22 protein-coding genes are annotated in these 20,512 nt (G+C 69.2%); 13 read left to right on the top strand and 9 right to left on the bottom strand.

Annotated elements, in window-relative coordinates:
* Positions 1-9 precede the first annotated feature (9 nt).
* From MFF30_RS01715 to MFF30_RS01755, 9 genes are all read right to left on the bottom strand, one after another.
* On the bottom strand, positions 10-993 hold the full coding sequence (locus MFF30_RS01715) for a DUF2254 family protein (RefSeq protein WP_238275762.1): 984 nt from the start codon (positions 991-993) through the stop codon (positions 10-12).
* A 284-nt stretch (positions 994-1,277) separates the two neighbouring features.
* The gene (locus MFF30_RS01720; protein ID WP_238275764.1) at positions 1,278-2,531 is read right to left on the bottom strand and encodes a cytochrome P450; all 1,254 of its coding nucleotides are present in this window, start codon (positions 2,529-2,531) and stop codon (positions 1,278-1,280) included.
* Positions 2,524-3,837, bottom strand: a complete 1,314-nt coding sequence (locus MFF30_RS01725; protein ID WP_238275835.1) for an NAD(P)/FAD-dependent oxidoreductase — start codon at positions 3,835-3,837, stop codon at positions 2,524-2,526. Before MFF30_RS01725 ends, MFF30_RS01720 begins: the two co-directional genes overlap by 8 nt.
* Before the next feature lie 2 nt (positions 3,838-3,839).
* Positions 3,840-4,088: a ferredoxin gene (locus MFF30_RS01730; protein WP_238275766.1), complete on the bottom strand. Its 249-nt coding sequence runs from the start codon at positions 4,086-4,088 to the stop codon at positions 3,840-3,842.
* Positions 4,089-4,107: 19 nt separating this feature from the next.
* Complete coding sequence (locus MFF30_RS01735) at positions 4,108-4,317, bottom strand: hypothetical protein (protein WP_238275768.1); 210 nt, start codon at positions 4,315-4,317, stop codon at positions 4,108-4,110.
* Positions 4,314-5,603, bottom strand: a complete 1,290-nt coding sequence (locus MFF30_RS01740) for a glycosyltransferase (protein WP_238275770.1) — start codon at positions 5,601-5,603, stop codon at positions 4,314-4,316. Before MFF30_RS01740 ends, MFF30_RS01735 begins: the two co-directional genes overlap by 4 nt.
* Positions 5,604-5,719: 116 nt before the next feature.
* Positions 5,720-7,465 (bottom strand): patatin-like phospholipase family protein, encoded by a 1,746-nt coding sequence (locus MFF30_RS01745; protein WP_238275772.1) that lies wholly within the window; start codon positions 7,463-7,465, stop codon positions 5,720-5,722.
* Positions 7,462-8,679, bottom strand: coding sequence for a DUF3095 domain-containing protein (locus tag MFF30_RS01750; RefSeq protein WP_238275774.1), 1,218 nt, complete (start codon positions 8,677-8,679; stop codon positions 7,462-7,464). The genes MFF30_RS01745 and MFF30_RS01750 overlap by 4 nt, the downstream gene beginning before the upstream one ends.
* 312 nt (positions 8,680-8,991) lie before the next feature.
* Positions 8,992-9,558: a fasciclin domain-containing protein gene (locus MFF30_RS01755; protein WP_373320823.1), complete on the bottom strand. Its 567-nt coding sequence runs from the start codon at positions 9,556-9,558 to the stop codon at positions 8,992-8,994.
* Positions 9,559-9,888: 330 nt separating this feature from the next.
* Here MFF30_RS01755 and MFF30_RS01760 point away from each other — a divergent pair, with 330 nt between their 5' ends.
* The 13 genes from MFF30_RS01760 (at position 9,889) to MFF30_RS01820 (ending at position 20,448) form a co-directional block, all read left to right on the top strand.
* The gene (locus MFF30_RS01760) at positions 9,889-10,584 is read left to right on the top strand and encodes a DUF1223 domain-containing protein (protein ID WP_238275778.1); all 696 of its coding nucleotides are present in this window, start codon (positions 9,889-9,891) and stop codon (positions 10,582-10,584) included.
* Positions 10,585-10,650: 66 nt separating this feature from the next.
* Positions 10,651-11,256 (top strand): NrsF family protein, encoded by a 606-nt coding sequence (locus MFF30_RS01765; RefSeq protein ID WP_238275788.1) that lies wholly within the window; start codon positions 10,651-10,653, stop codon positions 11,254-11,256.
* A gap of 119 nt (positions 11,257-11,375) precedes the next feature.
* Entirely contained in the window at positions 11,376-13,352 is a 1,977-nt protein-coding gene (locus tag MFF30_RS01770; RefSeq protein WP_238275790.1) for a protein-disulfide reductase DsbD family protein, read from the top strand.
* An 82-nt stretch (positions 13,353-13,434) separates the two neighbouring features.
* Positions 13,435-13,692, top strand: coding sequence for a pentapeptide MXKDX repeat protein (locus tag MFF30_RS01775; protein WP_238275792.1), 258 nt, complete (start codon positions 13,435-13,437; stop codon positions 13,690-13,692).
* A 103-nt stretch (positions 13,693-13,795) separates the two neighbouring features.
* Complete coding sequence (locus MFF30_RS01780; RefSeq protein WP_238275794.1) at positions 13,796-14,386, top strand: sigma-70 family RNA polymerase sigma factor; 591 nt, start codon at positions 13,796-13,798, stop codon at positions 14,384-14,386.
* Complete coding sequence (locus MFF30_RS01785; protein ID WP_238275805.1) at positions 14,379-15,092, top strand: NrsF family protein; 714 nt, start codon at positions 14,379-14,381, stop codon at positions 15,090-15,092. The genes MFF30_RS01780 and MFF30_RS01785 overlap by 8 nt, the downstream gene beginning before the upstream one ends.
* Before the next feature lie 58 nt (positions 15,093-15,150).
* Positions 15,151-15,645, top strand: a complete 495-nt coding sequence (gene msrB / locus MFF30_RS01790) for a peptide-methionine (R)-S-oxide reductase MsrB (protein WP_238275854.1) — start codon at positions 15,151-15,153, stop codon at positions 15,643-15,645.
* A 37-nt stretch (positions 15,646-15,682) separates the two neighbouring features.
* Entirely contained in the window at positions 15,683-16,426 is a 744-nt protein-coding gene (msrA, locus tag MFF30_RS01795; protein WP_238275806.1) for a peptide-methionine (S)-S-oxide reductase MsrA, read from the top strand.
* Between the two features lie 58 nt (positions 16,427-16,484).
* Positions 16,485-17,129, top strand: coding sequence for a cytochrome b/b6 domain-containing protein (locus MFF30_RS01800; protein WP_238275808.1), 645 nt, complete (start codon positions 16,485-16,487; stop codon positions 17,127-17,129).
* Positions 17,126-17,896 (top strand): molybdopterin-dependent oxidoreductase, encoded by a 771-nt coding sequence (locus MFF30_RS01805; protein WP_238275809.1) that lies wholly within the window; start codon positions 17,126-17,128, stop codon positions 17,894-17,896. The genes MFF30_RS01800 and MFF30_RS01805 overlap by 4 nt, the downstream gene beginning before the upstream one ends.
* Before the next feature lie 64 nt (positions 17,897-17,960).
* Entirely contained in the window at positions 17,961-18,635 is a 675-nt protein-coding gene (locus MFF30_RS01810) for a glutathione S-transferase family protein (RefSeq protein WP_238275811.1), read from the top strand.
* Between the two features lie 326 nt (positions 18,636-18,961).
* Entirely contained in the window at positions 18,962-19,486 is a 525-nt protein-coding gene (locus MFF30_RS01815; RefSeq protein ID WP_238275813.1) for an HAD domain-containing protein, read from the top strand.
* 224 nt (positions 19,487-19,710) lie between these two features.
* On the top strand, positions 19,711-20,448 hold the full coding sequence (locus MFF30_RS01820; RefSeq protein WP_238275815.1) for a hypothetical protein: 738 nt from the start codon (positions 19,711-19,713) through the stop codon (positions 20,446-20,448).
* Positions 20,449-20,512: the final 64 nt, after the last annotated feature.

Here is a 20,512-nt window from a genome sequence, read left to right on the forward strand (position 1 = left end):
CCGCAGGGCCTAGACGACCAAGATGCCCGGGCTCGGGTTGGATTTCGAGGTCGATATCGACGTCCATGCGATGGTGGAGAGTTGGTGAAGACCATATGTGGCGTCGTGGTTGAGGTCGCGTCCGTCGTCGTAAGCGAGCGCGGCCAGCGTCTCGTCGATGATGGATGTCCGTGCGTCCGCGTCGAGCACAACGCCGGGTTGGCAGCGAACCTTGAACAGGGGGTCCTGGACGGCGCGGTACTCCCCGACCGTCGTGTCGAACTCGATCTCAACGGTCCCGCGCCCGTGCCGCTCGACCACCTTCCCAATGCGGGCAAGGTCGAGACCGACCACGTATCCGGCTTCGCGCGAGCGGATTGAGACCGCGATGGGCCATTCCTGCCGCGGCGTTCTCCTGGTCGCGGAGAGTAACCGGAGATCCACTCTCCGGGCGTTGAGTACCCGGCCATGAATGAATTGGATGATCTGCGCCGGCCGCATCTGGTCGATGGTGTTGTAGATCATCACAATGATCAGGCAGAGGGCCGAGGTGGTGAGCAGAAGGGCCAGCGTGGTACCAAAGACGGGTCGGTGGAAGCCGGTGTTCGTAACCAGCGTCATCAGTACGAAGACAGACAGTCCAACAAAGTATCCGAAGTAAAACTGGTTCGTGCGCCGTGCCATGAACTGGTCGGTGACCTGAGCCGTCAGCGCCGCCGCTCCTTGCTGTACGGCGAGGAGTAGGAGCGAGAACGTGATGGAGGTGACCGTGATGATGCTCGACGCCACGGTGGTCAGCAGGCTCCCCAGCGCCGCACTGTCGCCCAGAAGCTCCCCGAGCCAGCTGAAGCCAGCCGGAGCCTGCCCCCCCGACCAGGACCGGTCGGCGATATACACGAGGGCGTTCAAGGCTACGAACCCCGCGACGGTGGCGAGCGGTAGGGCGAGGAACTGCCTGAACGACCGCCTGACGGCATTGAGGAAACGGCGCGGGACCGACGTGATGGTCGTCATTCCGGGATGTTGCCTGTATCGGATGGGCCGCGCGTCTGACCGCACGAGATACACCACCCGGCCATCGATAGCCTCGCCGTCGCCAGGGCCGCGCGTCCTGCGCGACGGGATCAGGCGATGGCCCTGCGAGCGGCACCGGCTGCGAGCGTGGGGTCGGTACTCTCGACGATCTGCAGCCTGGGTCACGACCCGGGGGTCGGCGTCGAGGTGCGCCCGCACCGACGGACAGGATCCCACAATCCGAGCGATTGCAGAGCCGCAGCGGTGTTTTGGGGGGGCCAGCGTCAGGATTGCCCCGGCGCAATGCCCGAGATCCGGATGCCGAGCCTCTCCGGACCACGCAGCGAGGCCCCAGGCCTGTAGGGCGGCGGGTCGGCCATGAGCCGGGGGGCAACGAGGCGCCGGCAGAGGGCCACCAGGGCGATCTCGGCCTCGATCCGCGCGAGCGGCGCCCCCATGCAGTAGTGCAATCCGCCGCCGAAGCCGAAATGCTGGTTGTCCTCCCGGTCCGGATCGAAACGATCCGGATCGTCGAAGCGGGCCGGGTCGCGGTTCGCGGCGGCGAAGAGCAGGATGACCGGTGCGCCCTTCGGAATGGTCTGGCCCGCGATCTCGATGGCCCCGAGGGCTTTGCGGGTCCGAAAATGCACCGGCGGTTCGTAGCGGAGCAACTCCTCGATCACGCGCGGCGCCCGCTCCGGATCGGCGCGCAGGCGTTCCAATTCCCCAGGATGGCGCAGCAGGGTCAGCATGCCGTTGGTGATCAGGTTCACGGTGGTCTCGTGGCCCGCCACCAGCAGCAGGATCGCCGTCGAGATCAGGTCGAAATCGCCCATCACGGCCTTGCCGTCGGGACCCGGCGCGGCCAGCGCGCTCAGCATGTCGGCGGTGGGGCGTCGGCGTTTCGCCCGGATCAGGGCGCGCATGTAGCCGGAGATCGCGTCGAAGGCCGCCACCGTCCGGTGCCGGCTGGCCTCGTCGTGGCGGGCATCGGGCTCCAGGGCGGTGGCAAGCTGCGTCGCCCAGGCCTGGAACTGCGGCTCGTCCGCCTCCGGCACGCCGAGCATGTCGCAGATCACCGACACCGGGAGCGGGTAGGACAGGTCCTCCACGAGGCAGACCTCGTCGCGCCCCCGGCAGGCGTCGATGAGGGTGTCCACGTCCCGCACGACGCGCTGCCGCAGCGCCTGCACCCGCGCCACCGAGAATTCGCGCATCACGGCGTGGCGCAGGGTGTCGTGATCGGGCGGATCGCGGAAGATCAGGGGGCGGTGCGCGGTGGCGATCCGGTCCTTGATGGGGTTGAGAAGCCAATCCTTGAGCGGGTTGCCCGTGCGCGGCCGGCGGGAGGGCGGCAGGTCCTCCGAGCTGAGGCGCGGATCGAAGATCAGGCTGCGGATCGCCGCATGGCCGCTCACCACGATGCTGCCGTCGCGCTGGGGCGAGACCGGGGTCTCGCGAAGCCGCGCGTAGATCGGATAGGGATTGGCCCGGTTGGCGGGGTCGAGCACCTCGGAAAACAGCGTGTCCTCAGCCATGACGGGCCTCGATGAGCGTGGATGCGGCTCGGGGTGGCGGGAAGCCCGGTGCTAGGGCGAGGTAGTCCCCCTGGTCGCTCGCATCGCGGATCGGTGGAAATGCCCGGCCGGCCGTGATCGCTTCGGCATAGGCGGGGAGCCAGCGTGCCTGATCGAACGAGACGGCCGCGATGCTGCGTCCGGCGCGGCCATAGACGGCGAGGAAGCGCCGCGAGGCGCGCGAGCCCTGGACGATCGCGACCGCGTCGGCGCCCTCGCTCAGGCCCACGGCCTTGATGTTGATGCCGAACTGGCTGGACCAGAAGGCCGGCAGGTGGTGGTAGGTCCGCTGATCGTCGGCCGGCGCCAGCATGTTGCGCCCGGAATGCGCGGCCTGCGCGACGGCATTGCCCCAATGCTCTACCGACATCAGCCGGCCGCCATAGAGCGGGTTCGGCCAGCGCGCGACATCCCCGGCGGCGTAGATATCCGGACACGGTGTCCCATCGGCGCCGAGCACCCGGCAGGCCCCGTCGCAGGTCACGCCGCCGGCATCGGCCATCAGGCCCGCGCCCTTCAGCCAGTCCGTGGCGCGCGTCGCGCCGAGGGCCACGATCACGAGGTCGGCCTCGACCGCGCGCCCATCCGCCAGATGGGCGCGAACGACACGGCCCGAGGCGTCGCCCGCGAAGCGGAGCACCTGTGCGCCGGCATGAAAAGTTACGCCGGCGTCCCGTAGGCAATCGGCGACGACGCTGCCGATCCAGGTGCCCAGAGACCGGGCGAGCGGCGCCGGGTTGGGATCGACCAGCGTGACGGGCAGTCCGAGATCGCGGCAGCAGGAGGCCGCCTCGCAGCCGATCAGGCCGGCGCCGACGATGAGGACGCGGGCAGGTCCCCCGGCCAACGCGGTTCGCAGGCGGGCGGCATCGTCCCGGCCGCGCAGGGTGAATATCCCCTCAAGCCCGCCACCCGAGGCGGCGGGCCAAGGGCGCGCCTGCGCACCGGTGGCGATGAGCAGGCGCTCGTAGGCGAGCCCCGTCCCGTTCGCGAGGCGGATCGTGCGCGCCGCGCGATCGAGGGCGACCGCCGCATGACCGAGGCGCCATTGCGCATCGAGGGTGTCGAGCTCAGGCAGTCCGGTGGCATCCGGTGCCAGTTCGCCGGACAGAACGTGCTTCGACAGCGGCGGCCGGTCGTAGGGACGATATGGTTCGTCACCCACGACCGTCAGCCGGCCGGAGTAGCCGTTGCGCCGCAGGGCCTCCGCGCCCCGAAGGCCGGCGAGCGACGCGCCGACGACGACGATGCCGGCCGTCTCCGCGATGCTCACGGTGCGTCTCCGATCTCGACCTGAAGGCTGATGGCGCGGACGGGGCAGGCCTGGACGGCCCGCTCGATCTCACCTCGACGCGCGTGCGGTGGGGCGGGGTCGTAGAACAGGATCTCGTGGCCCCGGACCTCGAAGGCACCGGGCGCCGCGTAGCAGCACTGGGCGTAGCCTTGGCACCGGTTGAGGTCGACCACCACGCGAAGCGGTGCGGTCTCGCGTGGAACGGGCCTGGTGGGGGCGGTCATGGCGATACCTCGCTGACGGTCAGAGGCCGAGGAACGGATCGGACGGATCGTCCGGTTGCGGGATCAGGTTCGCGACCGATGCCAGCGGCAGGCCGGTCAGGGCGGCGAGGACGAGCGTGGCCGCGAATGCGATCGGCCGGGGCGTTCGCCCGCCGTTGCGGTCCCGGCTCGCCATCGGTCCGGCCAGGACCCGGGCGCGGTCACGGTCAGGGATCGGGACGGCGGTCATGCGGCAATCCCCCGGAGGCTCGAGCGGGTGCGAACCGCATCGTCGATGCCGGCGAGGACCGCCGACCCGGCGTCGCGCTCCGCGAAAGAGCGCGCCAGGGATGCGGCTCGAGCGCGGTAGCGAGGTTGTGCCAGCACCGTTTCGATCGCCTCGCGCAGCGCCGGGATCGCCGGCGCGTTGGTCGCCAGATTGAATCCGGCGCCTGACCAGCCGATGCGGGCGCCGATCTCCGCCTTGTCTTCGGTCAGCCCGGCCGAGACGATCGGCACGCCGGCCGCGAGGGCCTGCGAGACGCTGCCGTATCCGCCATTCGTGACGAGCAGGGACACCTCCGGCAGCATCGCGTCGAAGGGCAGGAACGGCGCCACCCGGGCATTCGCCGGAAGAGGTCCGCGCAAGGCCTCGACGGGGCGCCCGCCCGTGGTCGCCACCACGAGCAGGTCGTCGCGGTCCGCCAGGGCCGCGAGGGTCGGCTCGACCAGTTCGCCGAAATCGGCATTCGCGAGGGTGCCCTGCGTGACCAGGACGACGCGCTTGGCCCGGTCGCGCGCCTGCCACCAGTCGGGGAGCGCCACCTCGGCGCTCAGCGCCGGCAGCAGGCCGATGAAGCGCAGGTTGGGCGGCAGCGTCCCAAAATCGTACTCGAAGTCGGGTACGGTCGGCTGGAGAAACAGGTCCGGCAGCACGGCGATGGAGTGCGGCAGCGAGGCCGGCAGGGGCGGCAGGCCGAGGCGCGCCAGTTGCGCGTCGGCATAGGCGCGCACGGGGTCGACGAAGGCGGCGTCCATGCCGGCCTTCAGCAATGCGTAGTGCGCCCGCTCGTCCGCGCTCCGGGCCGGCGGCAGGCCGAGTCCCACCGGCGCGTCGTCGGGCCGGTCGAGGAACAGGAAGCTGACGTTCAGGACGACGATGGGCGGACGTGGGCCGGACCCGAGCAGCAGGGGCAGCACGCCGAGGAACAAGCTTCCGGCGACGATCACGTCGGGCCGCTCCACCGCGATCAGAGAGCGCAGGGCCTCGGCCTGAACCGGCATCGGGTCGATGAAGCGCCGCTCGAACTCGCGGCGGTAGCGCTCGGGCCCTGCAGGCAGGCTGGTCTCGCGGTATTCCGCGGCATGGCCGTCGTCGATCGGCGAGAAGCGCAGGCCCGCGGCCTCGATCTTCTCGCGGAACGCTTCGGCGGTGGTGACGACGACCGTGTCCCCGCGTGCGGCGAGAAGCCGGCCGACGGCGAGGAGCGGATTGATGTGCCCCGTCAGGGCCGTGGCGGCGATCAGCACCTTCATGGCGGAACGTCCTCGATGTGTCTGTTGCGATGCAAGGTAATCGCCGCGACGCACCCAAGGGTTACATGCCGAGCCTCCGGCTGGGTGCGCCTGCGCACCGGTCTTCCCCGCCGCACTCATGTCCGGCGCAGGCCGTCGCCCCTCGCCCAAGCCCGCAACCGGCCTTCGGCGATCGCCTCCCTGGTGTGGCGGTAGCCGATCTCGGCGATCGCCTCGAAGCTCGACCAGGCCCGCAGGTCGATGCCGGCCAGCGGCGGCTTGAGCAGGGCGGCGGCGTGGCCCACCGCCATCATCGATTGCGCATCGCCCGACACCGTCGCCGCCCGCAGCAGCAGGGGCGCGATGCCCGGCATGGCGTCGGGAGCGCCGAGCATGCGCCGGATCAGGCGGCCGCGCCAGGAGCGCGCCGGCATGTCGCCGAAGGCGCGGTCGCTGCCGACATCGATGGCGAGCACCGGTCCCCGCTCCAGGCCCGCCAGCACGTCGGCCGGCAGGTTGTTCATCATGCCTCCATCCACCAGGACGCCTTCCGCGGTGCAGACCGGCGGGAGCAGGCCCGGGATCGCGATGCTGGCGCGTAAGGCTCCCGGCAGGTCCCCGGAGCGATGGATCATCGCCGAGCCCGTCGTCAGGTTCGAGGAGACGCAGAGGAAGGGAAGCCAGAGATCCTCGACCCGTGCGCCGCCGAACCATGCGGCCAGGCCCGCATCGACCTTCGCGCCGCGGGTCAGCGCATGATAGGGCAGCGTGTAGTCGTTGAGGGGATTGTGGCCGACGAAGAAGTCGAGGGTCCGCGCGCGGATTCGTTCGAGGCTCCATCCCATCGCGAGACTTGCCGCGACCACCGCGCCCATGCTGGTGCCGCCGACGAAGTCGGGAGCGCAGCCGGCCTCGTCCAGGGCCCGCAGCACGCCGAGATGGGCGAGCCCGCGCGCACCGCCGCCACCGAGGACGAGGCCGCGCGCCGTGCCGCTCGCGAGCCGCGCGAGCCGGCGCAGATCGTCGACGTTGCCGGCTCGCACCGGGATGCGTAGGGCGGCCGGCAACGCGGCGACGTCCGGGTGAAGGCTACGGGGCAGAACCGCATCCGTGTCCTGCCGGACGGCGAGATCCATCCGGATCCAGTCCGATCTGAGGCTCCCGAGCCAAGCGGCCGCCCCGGGGCGGGGCGGCCGCCCGGGTTCGGCCAGCAGCAGGACATGGTCCGCGTGGCGCAGGCACAGGCGGCACCACGGACAGCCGACCTCGTGCGCCACGAAGATCGTACGGGCGTGACGGCTTTCGTAGTCGTGGAACCATGCCTCGTCGGCCCCATCCGGCCAGCGGGTGAGGCATCCCGTGGTCCCGGTCTTCGTGGCGTCGAAGGCGCCGGCCAGGGCCTGCCCGAAGGCGGCGGCGTCGAGCCCCTCGGTCACGGCGAGCACGGCGAAGCTGCGTGGTGTGTGGCGGACCCCCTCCCCCGCCTGGGCGGCACGCATCCGCTCCGTGAGCAGCCGCGCGAAGTAGAGCAGCATCCGTGGATGGTGTTCGACCACCTCTTCGAAATCTGCCCGCGTCAATCGCAGCAGACTCGAATCGCGAAGGGCCGTGGCCGTAGCCGACCGAGGGGCCGTCGACAGCAGGGCCATCTCGCCGAAACTTTCGGGCGGACGCAGGCGAGCGATCCGACGGGGCGAGTCCATGGTGGCATCGGCGGAAATCCCGATGGCACCGGAGACCAGGGTGTAGAGCGCGTCCCCGGCTTCGCCCTGCGCGAACAGCGTGCTGCCTCCGGCCACCGAGACCGGGACCATGCGCGCGCGCACCGCGGTAACGGCCTCGACGTCCAATCCGTCGAGGAACGGAATCTCCGGTCCCGTCATGACCGTCGCTTGAGCATGGCGGCCGCCCGCGCGTAGCCGCCATCGGCACCGTCGACGAAATGGATGTGGTCATCGCGCAGGACCGAGGGACTCACACAGGTCACGACCGCGGCATCCTGCCGGTGGACGCCGTAGCGCACCAAACCCGCCTCTTGTGCGAGGGCGAGGCGGGCCTCGATCCGATCCGCCGTGGCGACCGGACAGGCCACGGTGAGGCGGAGCCCGTCGTCGTACTTCCGGAAATCCGCATTGGCGGCGAGCCGCCGTCGATAGCGGCGCGGCGAGAAGCGGCCGAACGGCAGGCCGAGACTGAACAGCGCGAAGGCGGCGCCGCGCGTCACGAACATCGCCGCCCCGCGCAGGAGCCGCGAGCCCGCCAGCGTCCCTTCCGCCCGTGCATCTGCGGCGAGGCCCGACCAGGGCGGCCGCATCGGTGGTCCCGATTCCGGCAGAGGGCGCCCCATGCCGGGGCTCGCATCCACCTCGGCCAGGATGGCGCCGAGGGTGGCAAGGACGGCTTCCGGATCCGCCCCCTCTTCGGGCAGGGCGATCAGGGACAGGACCAGGCCATCCCGGGCGGATACGGCCTCGAACCGACAGGACAGGCCGGTGAGATCGGGTTTCGCACCGGCCGGAGCCGCCGGGATGGCGTGGAGACCGCGCTTCATCGCGCTGTCCGCGTAGGCGACACCGCCGCCCGAGAACATCGCGTAGTCGACATGGGCAGAGGCCGCGTAGCGCGCGATGCGCAGGTCCCGGCCGGCCTCACGCACCGCCGAAACCGGGATCAGCGCAACGCGCAGATTGAGCGCGTGCGCCTCGCGCACCCATGTCGCCGTCTCGGACAGCACCGTCGCGACCGTGTCGCGATCTTCGGGCGGGACGAGAAGGGTCGCACCGTCGCCGCCGAAGACGAATGCCAGGTCGGCGCCAGGAAGGGCGTTCTTGACGGCCGTGATCAGGGCGGCACCGGCGATATTCACGGACCGATAGCGCCCATCCTCGATGGCCCGGGTCGACATCACCACGTCGCATAGGGCGATCCACCACGTGTCCGGCACCGGGACGTAGCGGGTTTCGTCGAGGACGTCGGCAAATCGCGTGAGACGTGGCACGTCGGCGTAGCGAAACGGAACTGACACGCTCGCCTCGGCCTGACCCGTCTGCGGGCCCGGGCCGGCTTCGATGTCGGTTCGGGCGTGGTGCGCAGGCATCGCCGAGCATCCTTTTCGCCTTCGAGATCTTCCGCGGGCAAGAGTTTCGGCGCCAAGAATTTCGGCGCCAAGAATTTCGGCACCAAGAGTTTCGGCACCAAGAGTTTCGGCGCGCGGCCACCATCGGGTTTCGCCACGTTACCCGACTCGGTTACGCGCCCACCATGAATCTTTCGGTCGGGGCACCCTCTTCCGCATCACTGACATTCAGGCGCTCGACACAAGAAAGCTGCCCGGACGGGATCCGGACAGCTTCGATATGCGGCGAAGCGCGAAATTTACTTCGGTATCAGAACTACTTTGGTATCAGGATTACTTCGGCATCAGGACGGTATCGACCACGTGAATGACGCCGTTCGACTGCATCACGTCGGCGATCGTGACGGTCGACATGCCGCCCTTGCCATCGACGAGCTCGATCTTGCCGCCTTTTTCCTCGGCGGTCAGGCTGCCGCCCTCGACCGTCTTCAGCATGGCCTTACCACCGCCGGCCTTGATCGCCTTCTGGAGATCGGCCGCCGTCATGGTGCCGGCCACGACGTGGTAGGTCAGGATCTTGGTGAGCGTCGCCTTGTTCTCGGGCTTCACCAGCGTGTCGACCGTGCCGGCCGGCAGCTTGGCGAAGGCGGCGTTCGTGGGCGCGAACACCGTGAACGGACCCTTGCCCGAGAGCGTCTCGACGAGACCGGCGGCCTTGACCGCGGCGACGAGGGTGGTGTGGTCCTTCGAGTTGACCGCGTTCTCGACGATGGTCTTCGACGGGTACATCGGCGCGCCGCCGACCATCACCGTCTTCTCCTGCGCCGCCTGGGCCGCCGTGCCGAACGCGCCGGCGCCGGTGAGTGCCATGGCGACGGTGAGGCTTGCGACCTTGAACATGCGTGTCATGCGTAACTCCGATTGTCGGCCCCGTCATGCGAGGTCATCGATCGTTACGGGCCGCGGTACGGAGAAGTTTCAGTCAGGCATCGCCGGGGCGAATGATTTCTTCCCGGCCTCCGTGAAGAGGGAGAATTTCTTACTCGTCGAAGTCAGGTCCCTGCCGCGAACCGGTCACAGATCTCGTTGCGCAGGCGTGTCGAGGGCGAGAACATGCCGCGCGGCAGGAGTTTTGTGAGGCACGCCAAGATTTCCCGCATCATAGAAGGCCTGTAACCAGGCCTCGGCTCCGACGAATGACGGATATCCCGCATCGTTCCGGAGCACGCCATGTCGTCCCGCCTCACGTCATTTCTCCTCGCCCTGGCGCCGGTCATGCTCGTGTCCGGCCCCGCGCTGGCCCGGCCCGTGGTGGTCGAGCTCTTCACGTCGCAGGGATGTTCGTCCTGCCCGCCGGCGGAGGCGCTCCTCGGCGAACTGGCCGGTCGGGACGACCTCCTGGCGCTGGGATTCCACGTCACCTATTGGGACGATCTCGGTTGGAAGGATACGGCGTCCTTCGCGGGTGCGACCGAGAGGCAGGCGACCTACGCGGGACATCTCGGCGAGGGGAGTTTCACACCGCAGCTCGTGATCGAGGGCCGCAGGAGTGTGGTGGGATCGCGCCGTGCGGAGGCCGCCTCTGCCATCGCGGCAGCCCGGGCCGAGATGGAGACCGGAACCGAGATCGCCGTCGCACGCCGCAACGGCCGCATCGCCGTGACGGTCGGGTCCGGCAAGGGCAGCGCCCGGGTCATCCTCGTCGGCTTCGACCGGTCTCTGCGCTCCCCGGTGGCACGGGGCGAGAACAGCGGACGCACCCTCGCACAGGCCAATGTCGTGCGCTCGCTGCGCATCCTCGGCACTTGGTCGGGCGAGCCCATGCAGTTCAGCGAGGCAGTGCCGGCCGGCCAGGATGCCGCCGTGATCGTGCAGCAATCGGACGGCCGTATCCTCGGTGCCGCACGCCTTGCGCCGGGCGCTTAAGCGATGGCCTTCCGGGACAAGGCGCCGATGCCCGCCGGCTCGCCGCATACGCGATTGATCGACAGGATGGCCCGAGGGCTCGTCCCGGTACGGCCTCTGGGCTCACCGCTCCGGCGCGTGCTCGGCTGGGTCCTCGTCGTCGCCCTCCCCGGCGCCGGCCTCGCGGCGGTCGCCGACCTGCGGGGGGCGCTTTCCCGCCACGCCGCAGACCCGGCCCTCGTTCTGGCGGCCGTCGGATCGATCGCCACAGCCATTACGGCGGCGGCCGCCGCGATCCTGGCGACGCTGCCCGACCGTGACCCGCGCTGGGCCCTTCTGCCCGCGCCGAGCCTCGCGCTCTGGATCGGGGCGAGTGTCTCCGGAGCGGGCGCGGAGCACGAGGTGCCGATCTCCCTGTCGGACGCCTGCGCCTGCGTCGGGTTCATCCTGGGGCTCGGGGTTCCGTTCGCGCTGCTCCTCGCCGCGATCCTGAAGGGCGGCTACGCCCTTCATCCATCCCTGAGCGGCGGCCTCGCGGGTCTCGCGGCGGCCTCCGCCGCGGCTTCGATCCTGGGTCTTTTCCACCCTTTCGCGATGGCGCTGAACGACCTCGCCCTGCACGCGCTCGCAGTGGCGCTGCTGTCGGGGGCCGGAGCCGGGTCCGGCCGGCGCCTGCTCCGCGCGAGCGCCTGACGATGGTCCTGCCCGATCCCGTTCGGCGAAGCCTGCTCGCGTGCTTTGTCCTTTTCCTTTTCGGAGCTTTTCCGGCGCGTGCGGCATCCACCGCGTGGATCGGGGACGACAGGGCGGCGGTGCGGCTCGTGACGGCCACGGACACCGCGAGCCCGGGATCGTTCGTCGAGGCAGCCCTCGAGTTTCGGTTCGGTGATGGCTGGCACGGGGCGTGGCGCAGCCCGGGCGATGCCGGCCTCGCCCCGACCTTCGACGGGAGCGGGTCGGAGGGGGGCGTGCTCGACTCCATCGCCTGGCCCGCGCCGCGACGCCTCGCCGTCGGCGACCTTCAGACGTTCGTGTACGAATCCGGCACCGTCCTGCCCCTGCGGTTCGCGCGGCGCGGCGACGGAGCCGCGCACCTTCATCTGCGCCTCGTGCACGCGGTCTGCGGCGAGGTCTGCGTGCCCTACCGCGCGACCCTCGACCTCGCGCTGCCGGCGGGACCGGATCGCCCCTCGGCGGAAGCGGAACTGATCGATGCCGCGCGCGCACGCATCCCTGGCTCCCCGGAGGCTGCGGGTCTCGCCGTCGTCGGGCAGGCCCGCGAGGGACCACCGGACGATCGGCGCCTGGTCCTGCGGGTGACCAGCGAACGCCGCGCCTTCATGGCGCCGGACGTGTTCGTCGAGGGGCCGAAGGGGGCCGTCAGCGCCCCTCCGGCGGTTGTCCTGTCCGACGGCGGCCACAGGGCCCGGCTCGCCCTGAGGCTGCCGTCGGACATCGCGGATACCGATCTCCGCGTCACCTTTGTCGACGGCCTGCGCAGCGCCGAATTCACGATTCCGCCCATGGATGACATCGGCTGGGGTGCCTGGCTCGCCATCCTGGCGACAGCCCTGCTCGGAGGTCTCGTCCTCAATGCGATGCCATGCGTCCTGCCGGTCCTGTCCCTGAAGGCCTTCGCGTTGACGCGGGCAGCCGGAGCGGATGGTCGCGGCGTTCGGGCCGAACTCCTCGCCACGGCGGCGGGCATTGTCGCGTCCTTCCTTGCCATCGCCCTGGTTCTGATCGTCCTGAAGGCCTCGGGCGCCAGTATCGGCTGGGGCATCCAGTTCCAGGCGCCTTGGTTTCTCGCCGGCATGGCCCTGCTCACGGCGCTGTTGGCCGCGAGCCTGTTCGAGTGGGTTACCATCGGGCTGCCCCGTCCGATCGCCGCACTCGGATCACTGCGCGGGTCCGGCCGCCTGTCGGAGGCCTTCCTCACCGGCGCCTTCGCCACCCTGCTGGCCACGCCCTGCTCGGCCCCGTTCGTCGGAAGCGCAGTGGGCTTCGCGTTGACCCGGGGGCATGCCGACATCCTGCTGGTCGTCACGACGCTCGGCCTCGGAATGGCGCTCCCCTTCGCGCTCCTCGCGCTGAAGCCGGGATGGACGCGCCTGCTGCCGCGACCGGGGCGCTGGATGATTCGGCTTCGTGTCGGGTTCGGCCTTCTGCTCCTCGGAACGGCCATATGGCTGATGACGGTCTTTGCCGAGGTGGCCGGCATCTCTCGGGCGATGGGGTTGGCGGGCATCCTGGCCCTGCTCCTCGGCTGGCTCGCCCTGGGTCGACGGACGCGCGTTCCCGATCGTCGCCGAGGCCTCGTCACGGCGGCCCTCGTCCTCGCGCTCGTCCCCGTCACGATGTGGCCGTCCGGCTTCGGACCCTCCCCGGTTGCTCGGACGGAGGGCGGACCCTGGCGCGCCTTCGCCCCCGAGGCGATCCCGGCCCTGGTGGCGGAGGGCAAGGTCGTCGTCGTGGACGTGACGGCATCCTGGTGCCTGACCTGCCGGCTCAACGATGTCACCACCCTCGATCGCGCGGAAAACCGTGCGCGCCTGTCGGCGCCCGACACGGTCGCGATGCGGGCGGACTGGACCCAGGCCGACCCGGCCATCCTCGCGTTCCTGCGCCGCTTCGGACGTTTCGGGATTCCGCTCGTGGCCGTCTACGGGCCCGGTCTGCCCCGCGGAGAAGCCCTGCCGGAATTGCTGACGCCGGCAACGATGCGGGCTGCCATCGTGCGGGCGGAGCGCGAGAATGCAAACAAGATCACGACGGAATTTTCGCCCTGACCTGTAACCGTCGTCGATGTCCTACCGAAACACAGTCCAGTACCGCCAAGATGTTCGGTACAGCCCAGAAGGATAACCTCACATGAGCACTCTCTTCCGCGTCGCCGCTGCGCTCGTCCTCGCCACCGCCGTCTCCGGGGCTCCGGCTTATGCCGTCGATTCCATGGCCAAGGATAGCATGGCCAAGGATAGCATGGCGAAGGACTCGATGGCTAAGGACAGCATGGCGAAGGACTCCATGGCCAAGGACAGCATGAAGAAGGACGGGATGAGCAAGGATTCTATGGCCAAGGATTCCATGGCTAAGGACTCGATGGCCAAGGACTCCATGAAGAAGTAAGTTCGGCCTCATGCGGACGGTGCGGGTCGGCCTTCCGGGCCGCCCGTTCTTCAGGCCGGGTTTCTCGCCGGCTCTCCCCGCTGCGTCCGGAAACCCTGCTCCCATGCCTGTTCAATCAGCGGCATTGTCCGGCGAGGCGTCCCTGTCCGCTGCGATGCAGGCGGCGCAGGTCGGCGATGCCGCGGCTTACCGGGCGCTCCTGCGGGATTGCGTGCCGGTGATCTCCGCGATGGCACGGGCCAAGGGAGTTCAGGGAGCAGCCCTCGACGACGTGGTGCAGGACACCCTGCTCACCCTCCATCGGGCGCGGGCGACCTACGATCCGGCCCGGCCGTTCCTGCCCTGGTTGCGCGCCATCACACAGCGGCGGGCCATCGACGCGCTGCGCCGCAGGGGGCGTCGTCCGCAGGAAGTCCACGAGCCGCTCGCCTATGAGGCGCGTGCCGACGACGGTCCCATGCCGGGTGACGACCTGGAGCGTCGCGAGCGCGCAACGAGTCTTGCCGCTGCCATCGCGCATCTCCCCGAAGGACAGCGGGAGGCGATCGAGCACATCGCCCTGCGCGAATTGTCCCTCGACGAGACATCGACGCTCACCGGGCGGACCAAGGGTGCGCTCAAGGTCAATTTCCATCGCGGTCTCAAGGCCCTGCGCATCTCTCTCACATCCCGTAAGGAGGGTACGGATGCCTGATCCGGCCACTCACGACCGATCCACTCACGTCCCGTCCACCCACGACCTCGTCGAGGATCTGGCCCAATCGCTCACCCCGGTCCGCCGGCTTCCGAGCCCAGGACGCCGGACCCTGATCTGGTCCGGAGCGGTGCTCACGGTGGGACTGCTCCTCGTGCCGATGTCCGATCTTTCGGGATTGCGGGCGCGCCTCGCCGTGCCGGACCTGCACTGGGCGGCCCTGGGCGCATTTCTCACGGCCATCGCGGCCGCCCTTGCCGCCTTCCAGAGCAGCGTGCCCGGCCGAAGCGCGGCTTGGTCCTGGCTGCCGCTTCCCCCGCTCGTCCTCTGGCTCGGCGCCAGTGGGCTCGGCTGCCTTCGCGGTTGGCTTGCGCCAGCCGCCAACCTCGCTGAGCCGGAGGAGATGCGGGGGTGCTTCGTGTTCCTGATGGGGGTCTCTCTGCCGCTGTCCGTCCTGCTGGTGCTGATGCTGCGGCGGGCCTGTCCGCTCCGCCCCAATCTCACGGCGGCCCTCGGGGGACTCGCCGCAGCCGCGGCGGCCGCGGCCTTGCTGGTGCCATTTCATCCGCACGACGCCACCGCGACGGACCTGCTGGTTCACCTCGTGGCCGTCCTCATCGTCGTCGGCCTGAACGGTCTCCTCGGTGGGCGCCTTCTCGATAGAAATGCCGGGCCGCAAGGGTCGCATCGCAAGCCCGGCCTGTAACCGGCTCGGCCCGGACGGCGAACGACAGTTCAAGGAACTCGGCAAGGAACTCGGCATCATGGACCGCAGACAGATCCTCACGGCCGGCGTCTCGGCGCTCGGCATCCTGACGTTCCTTCGCGCTGCCGGAGGGACCCTGGCCGGCGACCGTGCCGCGGCCGCGACCTTCGCCGTCGTGAAGAGCGAGGCCGCCTGGCGGGCGCAGCTCGGGTCCGCCGCCTACGCGGTCCTGCGTCGACACGGCACCGAACGCGCCGGCTCGAGCCCACTCGACGCCGAGAAGCGCGCCGGTCGCTTCGTCTGCGCCGGTTGCGATCAGCCGCTCTTCGCCTCCAGCGCGAAGTTCGAGAGCGGAACCGGCTGGCCGAGCTTCACTGCCCCTCTTGCGGAGGCCGTGGGAACGACGGTGGATTCCAGCCTGGGAATGAGCCGGACGGAGGTGCATTGCCGCCGCTGCGGCGGGCATCTCGGCCACGTCTTCGCCGACGGACCCGCCCCCACGGGGCTTCGCTACTGCATGAACGGCGTCGCGCTGCGCTTCGAGCCCGCCTGACCGATCACGCCTCCCCGTCCCGAAAAGGACCCTCTCCATGTCCACGATTACCAAGCCCGCGACCGTTCCCCTCCATCGCACGCGCCTCAACGCGGCGCTCGTCGGCGGAGCCCTGACCCTGCTCGGCTTCGGCCTCGCCATGACGGTCGGGGCCGGTGCCGAGGAAGCGAGTCGGCGTCTGCCGGCCGCCGCGACACCTGCGCGTGAACCCGCCCGGCTTCAGAGCGCGGTGTTCGCCGGGGGATGCTTCTGGGGCGTGCAGGGGGTGTTCCAGAACGTTCGCGGGGTCACCCAGGCCGTGTCGGGCTATGCCGGCGGGGACGACGCGAGCGCGAACTACCAGGCCGTGTCCAGTGGACGCACGCGGCACGCCGAGGCGGTTCGGGTGACCTACGACCCGCGCGTGGTCTCCTACGATACCTTGCTCCGGGTCTTCTTCTCCGTCGCCCTCGATCCGACGCAGGTCGATCGGCAGGGACCGGATCACGGCCCGCAATACCGCTCTGCGCTCTTCCCCGCGAATGCCGAGCAGGGCAGCGTGGCCGGCGCCTACATCGCGCAACTCGACGCCGCCAAGGTCTACGGCGCCCCGGTCGCCACCCGGATCGAGCCGGGCGCGGCGTTCTACCCGGCCGAAGCCTACCACCAGGACTTCATGGCCCTGCATCCCGCCCACCCCTACATCGTCGCCAACGATGCCGCGAAGGTGCGCGACCTCAAACGCTTCTTCCCCGAATTCACCGCCCCGGCGCCCGTCCTCGTCGGGCGCGATCCCGCCTGAGGCCGACAGGGTCCTCGGGCGGGCCGTTCGTCACGTCAGCAACCCCAGGAAGGCTCCGATGCACGCCCCTCCGTCGCGGGCCGAGCGCCCGATCCACCCCCTCGTCGTGCGGATCACCCATTGGGTGAACGCCCTGGCCATGCTGATCATGATCACCAGCGGATGGCGCATCTACAACGCCTCGCCGATCTTCGGCGACTGGGCCTTCCCGAAGGGCATCACCCTCGGCGGCTGGCTCGGCGGGGCTCTCCAATGGCATTTCGCGGGGATGTGGCTCCTCGTCGCCAACGGTCTCGTCTACCTGACCTACGGTCTGGTTTCGGGGCACCTGCGCCGGCGCCTCACACCCCTGCGACCGCGCGAGATCGCACATGATTTCGTCGCGGCCCTGAGGTTCCGGCTCCCCCACGACCCGGGCGTCTACAACGCCGTGCAGCGCCTACTCTACGTGGCGGTCCTGCTCATCGGGATCGTCATCGTTCTCTCCGGCCTCGCGATCTGGAAGCCGGTCCAGTTCGCGCCTCTGACGGCCCTGATGGGCGGCTACGATACGGCGCGGATCGTCCATTTCCTCGCCATGGCGGGCATCGCCGGCTTCGTCGTGGTGCACCTCGCCCTCGTGCTCCTGGTCCCAAGGACGCTGCCGACGATGATCATCGGCCGTGAGATCCATTTCGGCCGCAACCGCGTGGTGAAGCCATGAAGCCCCTCGATCGCCTTCTCCGCCGTCCACGGCCCGATCTCGCGATGCCCGAGACGCAGCCGATCCGGGCCGATCGCCGCCTGTTCCTGCGCGGCGGCCTCATCGCGGCCGGGAGCCTCGCCCTCGGCGGCTGCGACATCTCCGACAATCCGCAGGTGGAAAGCGTCCTCGGTGGAATCTCGCGGCTGAACGATCGCGTCCAGGGCGCCCTCTTCGGGGGCACGCGTCTGGCCCCGACCTTCGATGTCGCGGACATCACTCCAGACTTCCCCTTCAATGCCTATTATCCGGCAAGCAAGATTCGGGTGATCGACGGCGCCACCTGGAAACTCGAACTCGCCGGTCTCATCTCCGACAAGGCGCCGTGGACACTTCGTCGCCTGAGGACCCTGCCGCAGGAAGCGCAGATCACCCGCCACGTCTGCGTGGAGGGCTGGAGCGCCATCGGGCAATGGTCGGGCGTCCCGTTGCGGACCTTCCTCGAACGGATCGGGGCCGACACGACGGCACGCTACGTCCGCTTCGCCTGCGGCGACGACTATTGGACGAGCATCGACATGCCGAGCGCCCTTCATCCCCAGACGATCCTGGCCTTGGATTACGCCGGCGCGCCTCTGCCACCGAAGTATGGCTTCCCCGTCAAGTTGCGTATTCCGACGAAGCTCGGGTTCAAGAACCCGAAGCACATCATGGCCATCACGGTGACGAACGATTATCCGGGCGGCTACTGGGAAGACCAGGGCTACAACTGGTTTTCCGGGCTATAACGAGATCACGCTTGGATCGCCGGATGTCGACAGATCCAAGGAATATCCATCAAGGGTTTGTACAATGCTGAAGTTCTTCTTCAACGGCTCTCCGAATCCAACGAAGGTCGCGCTGCTGCTGGAGGAACTCGGATTGCCCTACGAGCCCATCCCGATCGACACCCGCAAGGGGGATCAGTTCGCGCCGGATTTCCTGGCCCTCAATCCGAACGGGAAGGTGCCGGTTCTCGTGGACGACGCGGACGTGATCTTCGACAGCAATGCCATCCTGCTCTACCTCGCCGAGAAGACCGGACGATTCCTGCCGTCCTCGGGCGGCGACCGGGCGCAACTCCTGTCCTGGCTGATGTTCGTCGCGACGGGCGTCGGGCCGTTCTCCGGCCAGGCGGTCCATTTCCGGCACTTCGCACCGGAACAGGTCCCCTATGCTCAGGCGCGCTACAGCTTCGAGGCGCGCCGTCACTACGACGTGCTGAACGCACACCTCGCGCAGCGCCGCTATCTGGTGAGCGATGCGTATTCCATCGCGGATATGAGTGCCTGGGGATGGGCCCGCATGATCCCCTTCGTCCTCGGTGAGACGGCCTGGGCGGCCTTGCCCCATCTCAAGCGGCATCACGATGAGATCGCCGCCCGTCCGGCTGCCGCGCGTGCGGTCGGTCTCAAGGACCGCTTCGCCTTCAAGCCAGAAATGGACGACGAGGCCCGCGCCAACATGTTCCGGCACCTCAAGTCCTGACGATCGCCATCGCCCTGGAACGCCGCCGTTGCTGGTTGGTGCGCCGGCACTGTCGTCTCGGCGCTGCGTGAGAAGCTTCGGAACGTTTCATCAGCGAATGGCCGCTTCCGGGAACGCTGCAAAGTGGCCTGTTCGACGCTCTTGGGCCGGATTTGGCCCGTCGATTTTCGAGAGCTGACCCTGCCACGGCCGATCGTCGATCTCGGCTGAGCGCTCCAGCGCCCGCGCTCGGGGGGGCCCTTCATCCGCATGCTGGACGGTTGCAGCGACGCATTGTAGGCGTCCGCGGCGGAGGCAGGGTTGCCGCACCAAACGAGGTTGGCCTTTTGAATGAGCATCGAGGCACCGCACCGCTGACGGTCTACCTCGACGTGGACGGCGTTGTGACGACGGTCGGCTATCAGCGGCAGGCCGGAAAGGACAAGCTCAACCCGGCCCAGGTCGCCATCGTCGCCGGCTTGGTGAGGGAGTTCGACGCCAAGGTGGTCGTCTCTTCGACCTGGCGCGTCGACGATTGCCGCCCGACCCTGGTCGAGGCCGGCCTTCCCGAGACCTGCTTTCACCCCGACTGGCGCACAGCCATCCTGCCGACGAGCAAAGATGCCACGACGGGCGGTATGCTCTCCGCCGAGCGCGCCGGGCGCGGCGACGAGATCGCCGAGCACGCGACCCGGAATCGCATCACGGACTACCTCGTCCTCGACGACGTCGAGGTTGGCCCCGTCCACCGGGGTCGTCACGTCCGGCCGCGCGCGGATTTCGGCCTGAGCGAAGCGGATCGGGGCCTGGCTCGGACGCTGCTGGCCGGGATGGTCGACCTCCGCCGGGCCATGGACCGGAACGGCTCATGATCCACGACGGTCGATTTACGCTTCCGTAGGGATTGAACTTTCCGAAGGCTCGGGTCATTCCATGACAGCGGCGTGACACACGCATCACGCTGCCCCCCGACATCGACTGGGTCATCTCGACCTTCGCCGGACCAGCCCGTCCGGTCCGTCCTCCACACCGCATCCGTGCGGCTGCTGTGGACGCGTCGCGTCGGGTCGTCGCGTGGCAGGAAGGAGTGGCTGCGATGTTCAGGTTCAAGAATCAGGACACGACGTCCAGTCCCTCGCTTTCCGCCCTGGGCATCGTCGAACGGTCATCCACGAAGGCCTATGCCGGACTCATCGCCACTGGCTGGTCCGAAATCGGTTTCGGGTACCATGGTACCGTCCATGCGCATCCGAACCATCCGGACGTCGTCGTGCGCTTTGCCCGCAAGGCGGACGGGTTCGGCGATTATGCGGCGCTGCTTCGCAAAGGTTTTCCGGGCTCCGATGGACCACATGCGCCGCGTGTCCACGACATGCATGTCAGCCGCTGCGGCGCGCTGATGACCGTCGGCTCGCGTCTCACCGATCCTGCGCGCGACGCGTGGTGGCTGGCCTATGCGCACGCCGTCATCGCGGACCATCCGGGCGTTGCGATGGATGAAGGCGTGCGCGACCGGTTCAAGGTGGAATGGCCGGCGCATGAGCCCCGGGTCGATCATCCGAGCTTCGACGGCATCCGCGAAGCGTTCAGGGCGGCGTGGCCCGGATACGAAGCCTATGTCGCCGACTTGCGGGCCGTGTCGCCGCAGGGGCTCGACCCGAATATCGGCAACGTTCTCGTCGGCGGTGACGGCAGCCCCGTGGTGAACGATCCGCTGTGCGACGACGGATACGGCCTGTGGCGCTCACCGCTCTCGCGGATCCTGGCTCGCTGCGCGGATCTCCCGCGTCGACTGATCGGTGACGCCATCGGCAGAGCTCCCGCGCACGCTTGATCGCAGGGGCGACCCAAGGGGGCGGCGCGGATTCGCTTGAGCAGGGCTGCGTCCGCCATGCGTC

Source organism: Methylobacterium goesingense (assembly GCF_022179225.1).
Classification (GTDB): Bacteria; Pseudomonadota; Alphaproteobacteria; order Rhizobiales; family Beijerinckiaceae; genus Methylobacterium; species Methylobacterium goesingense.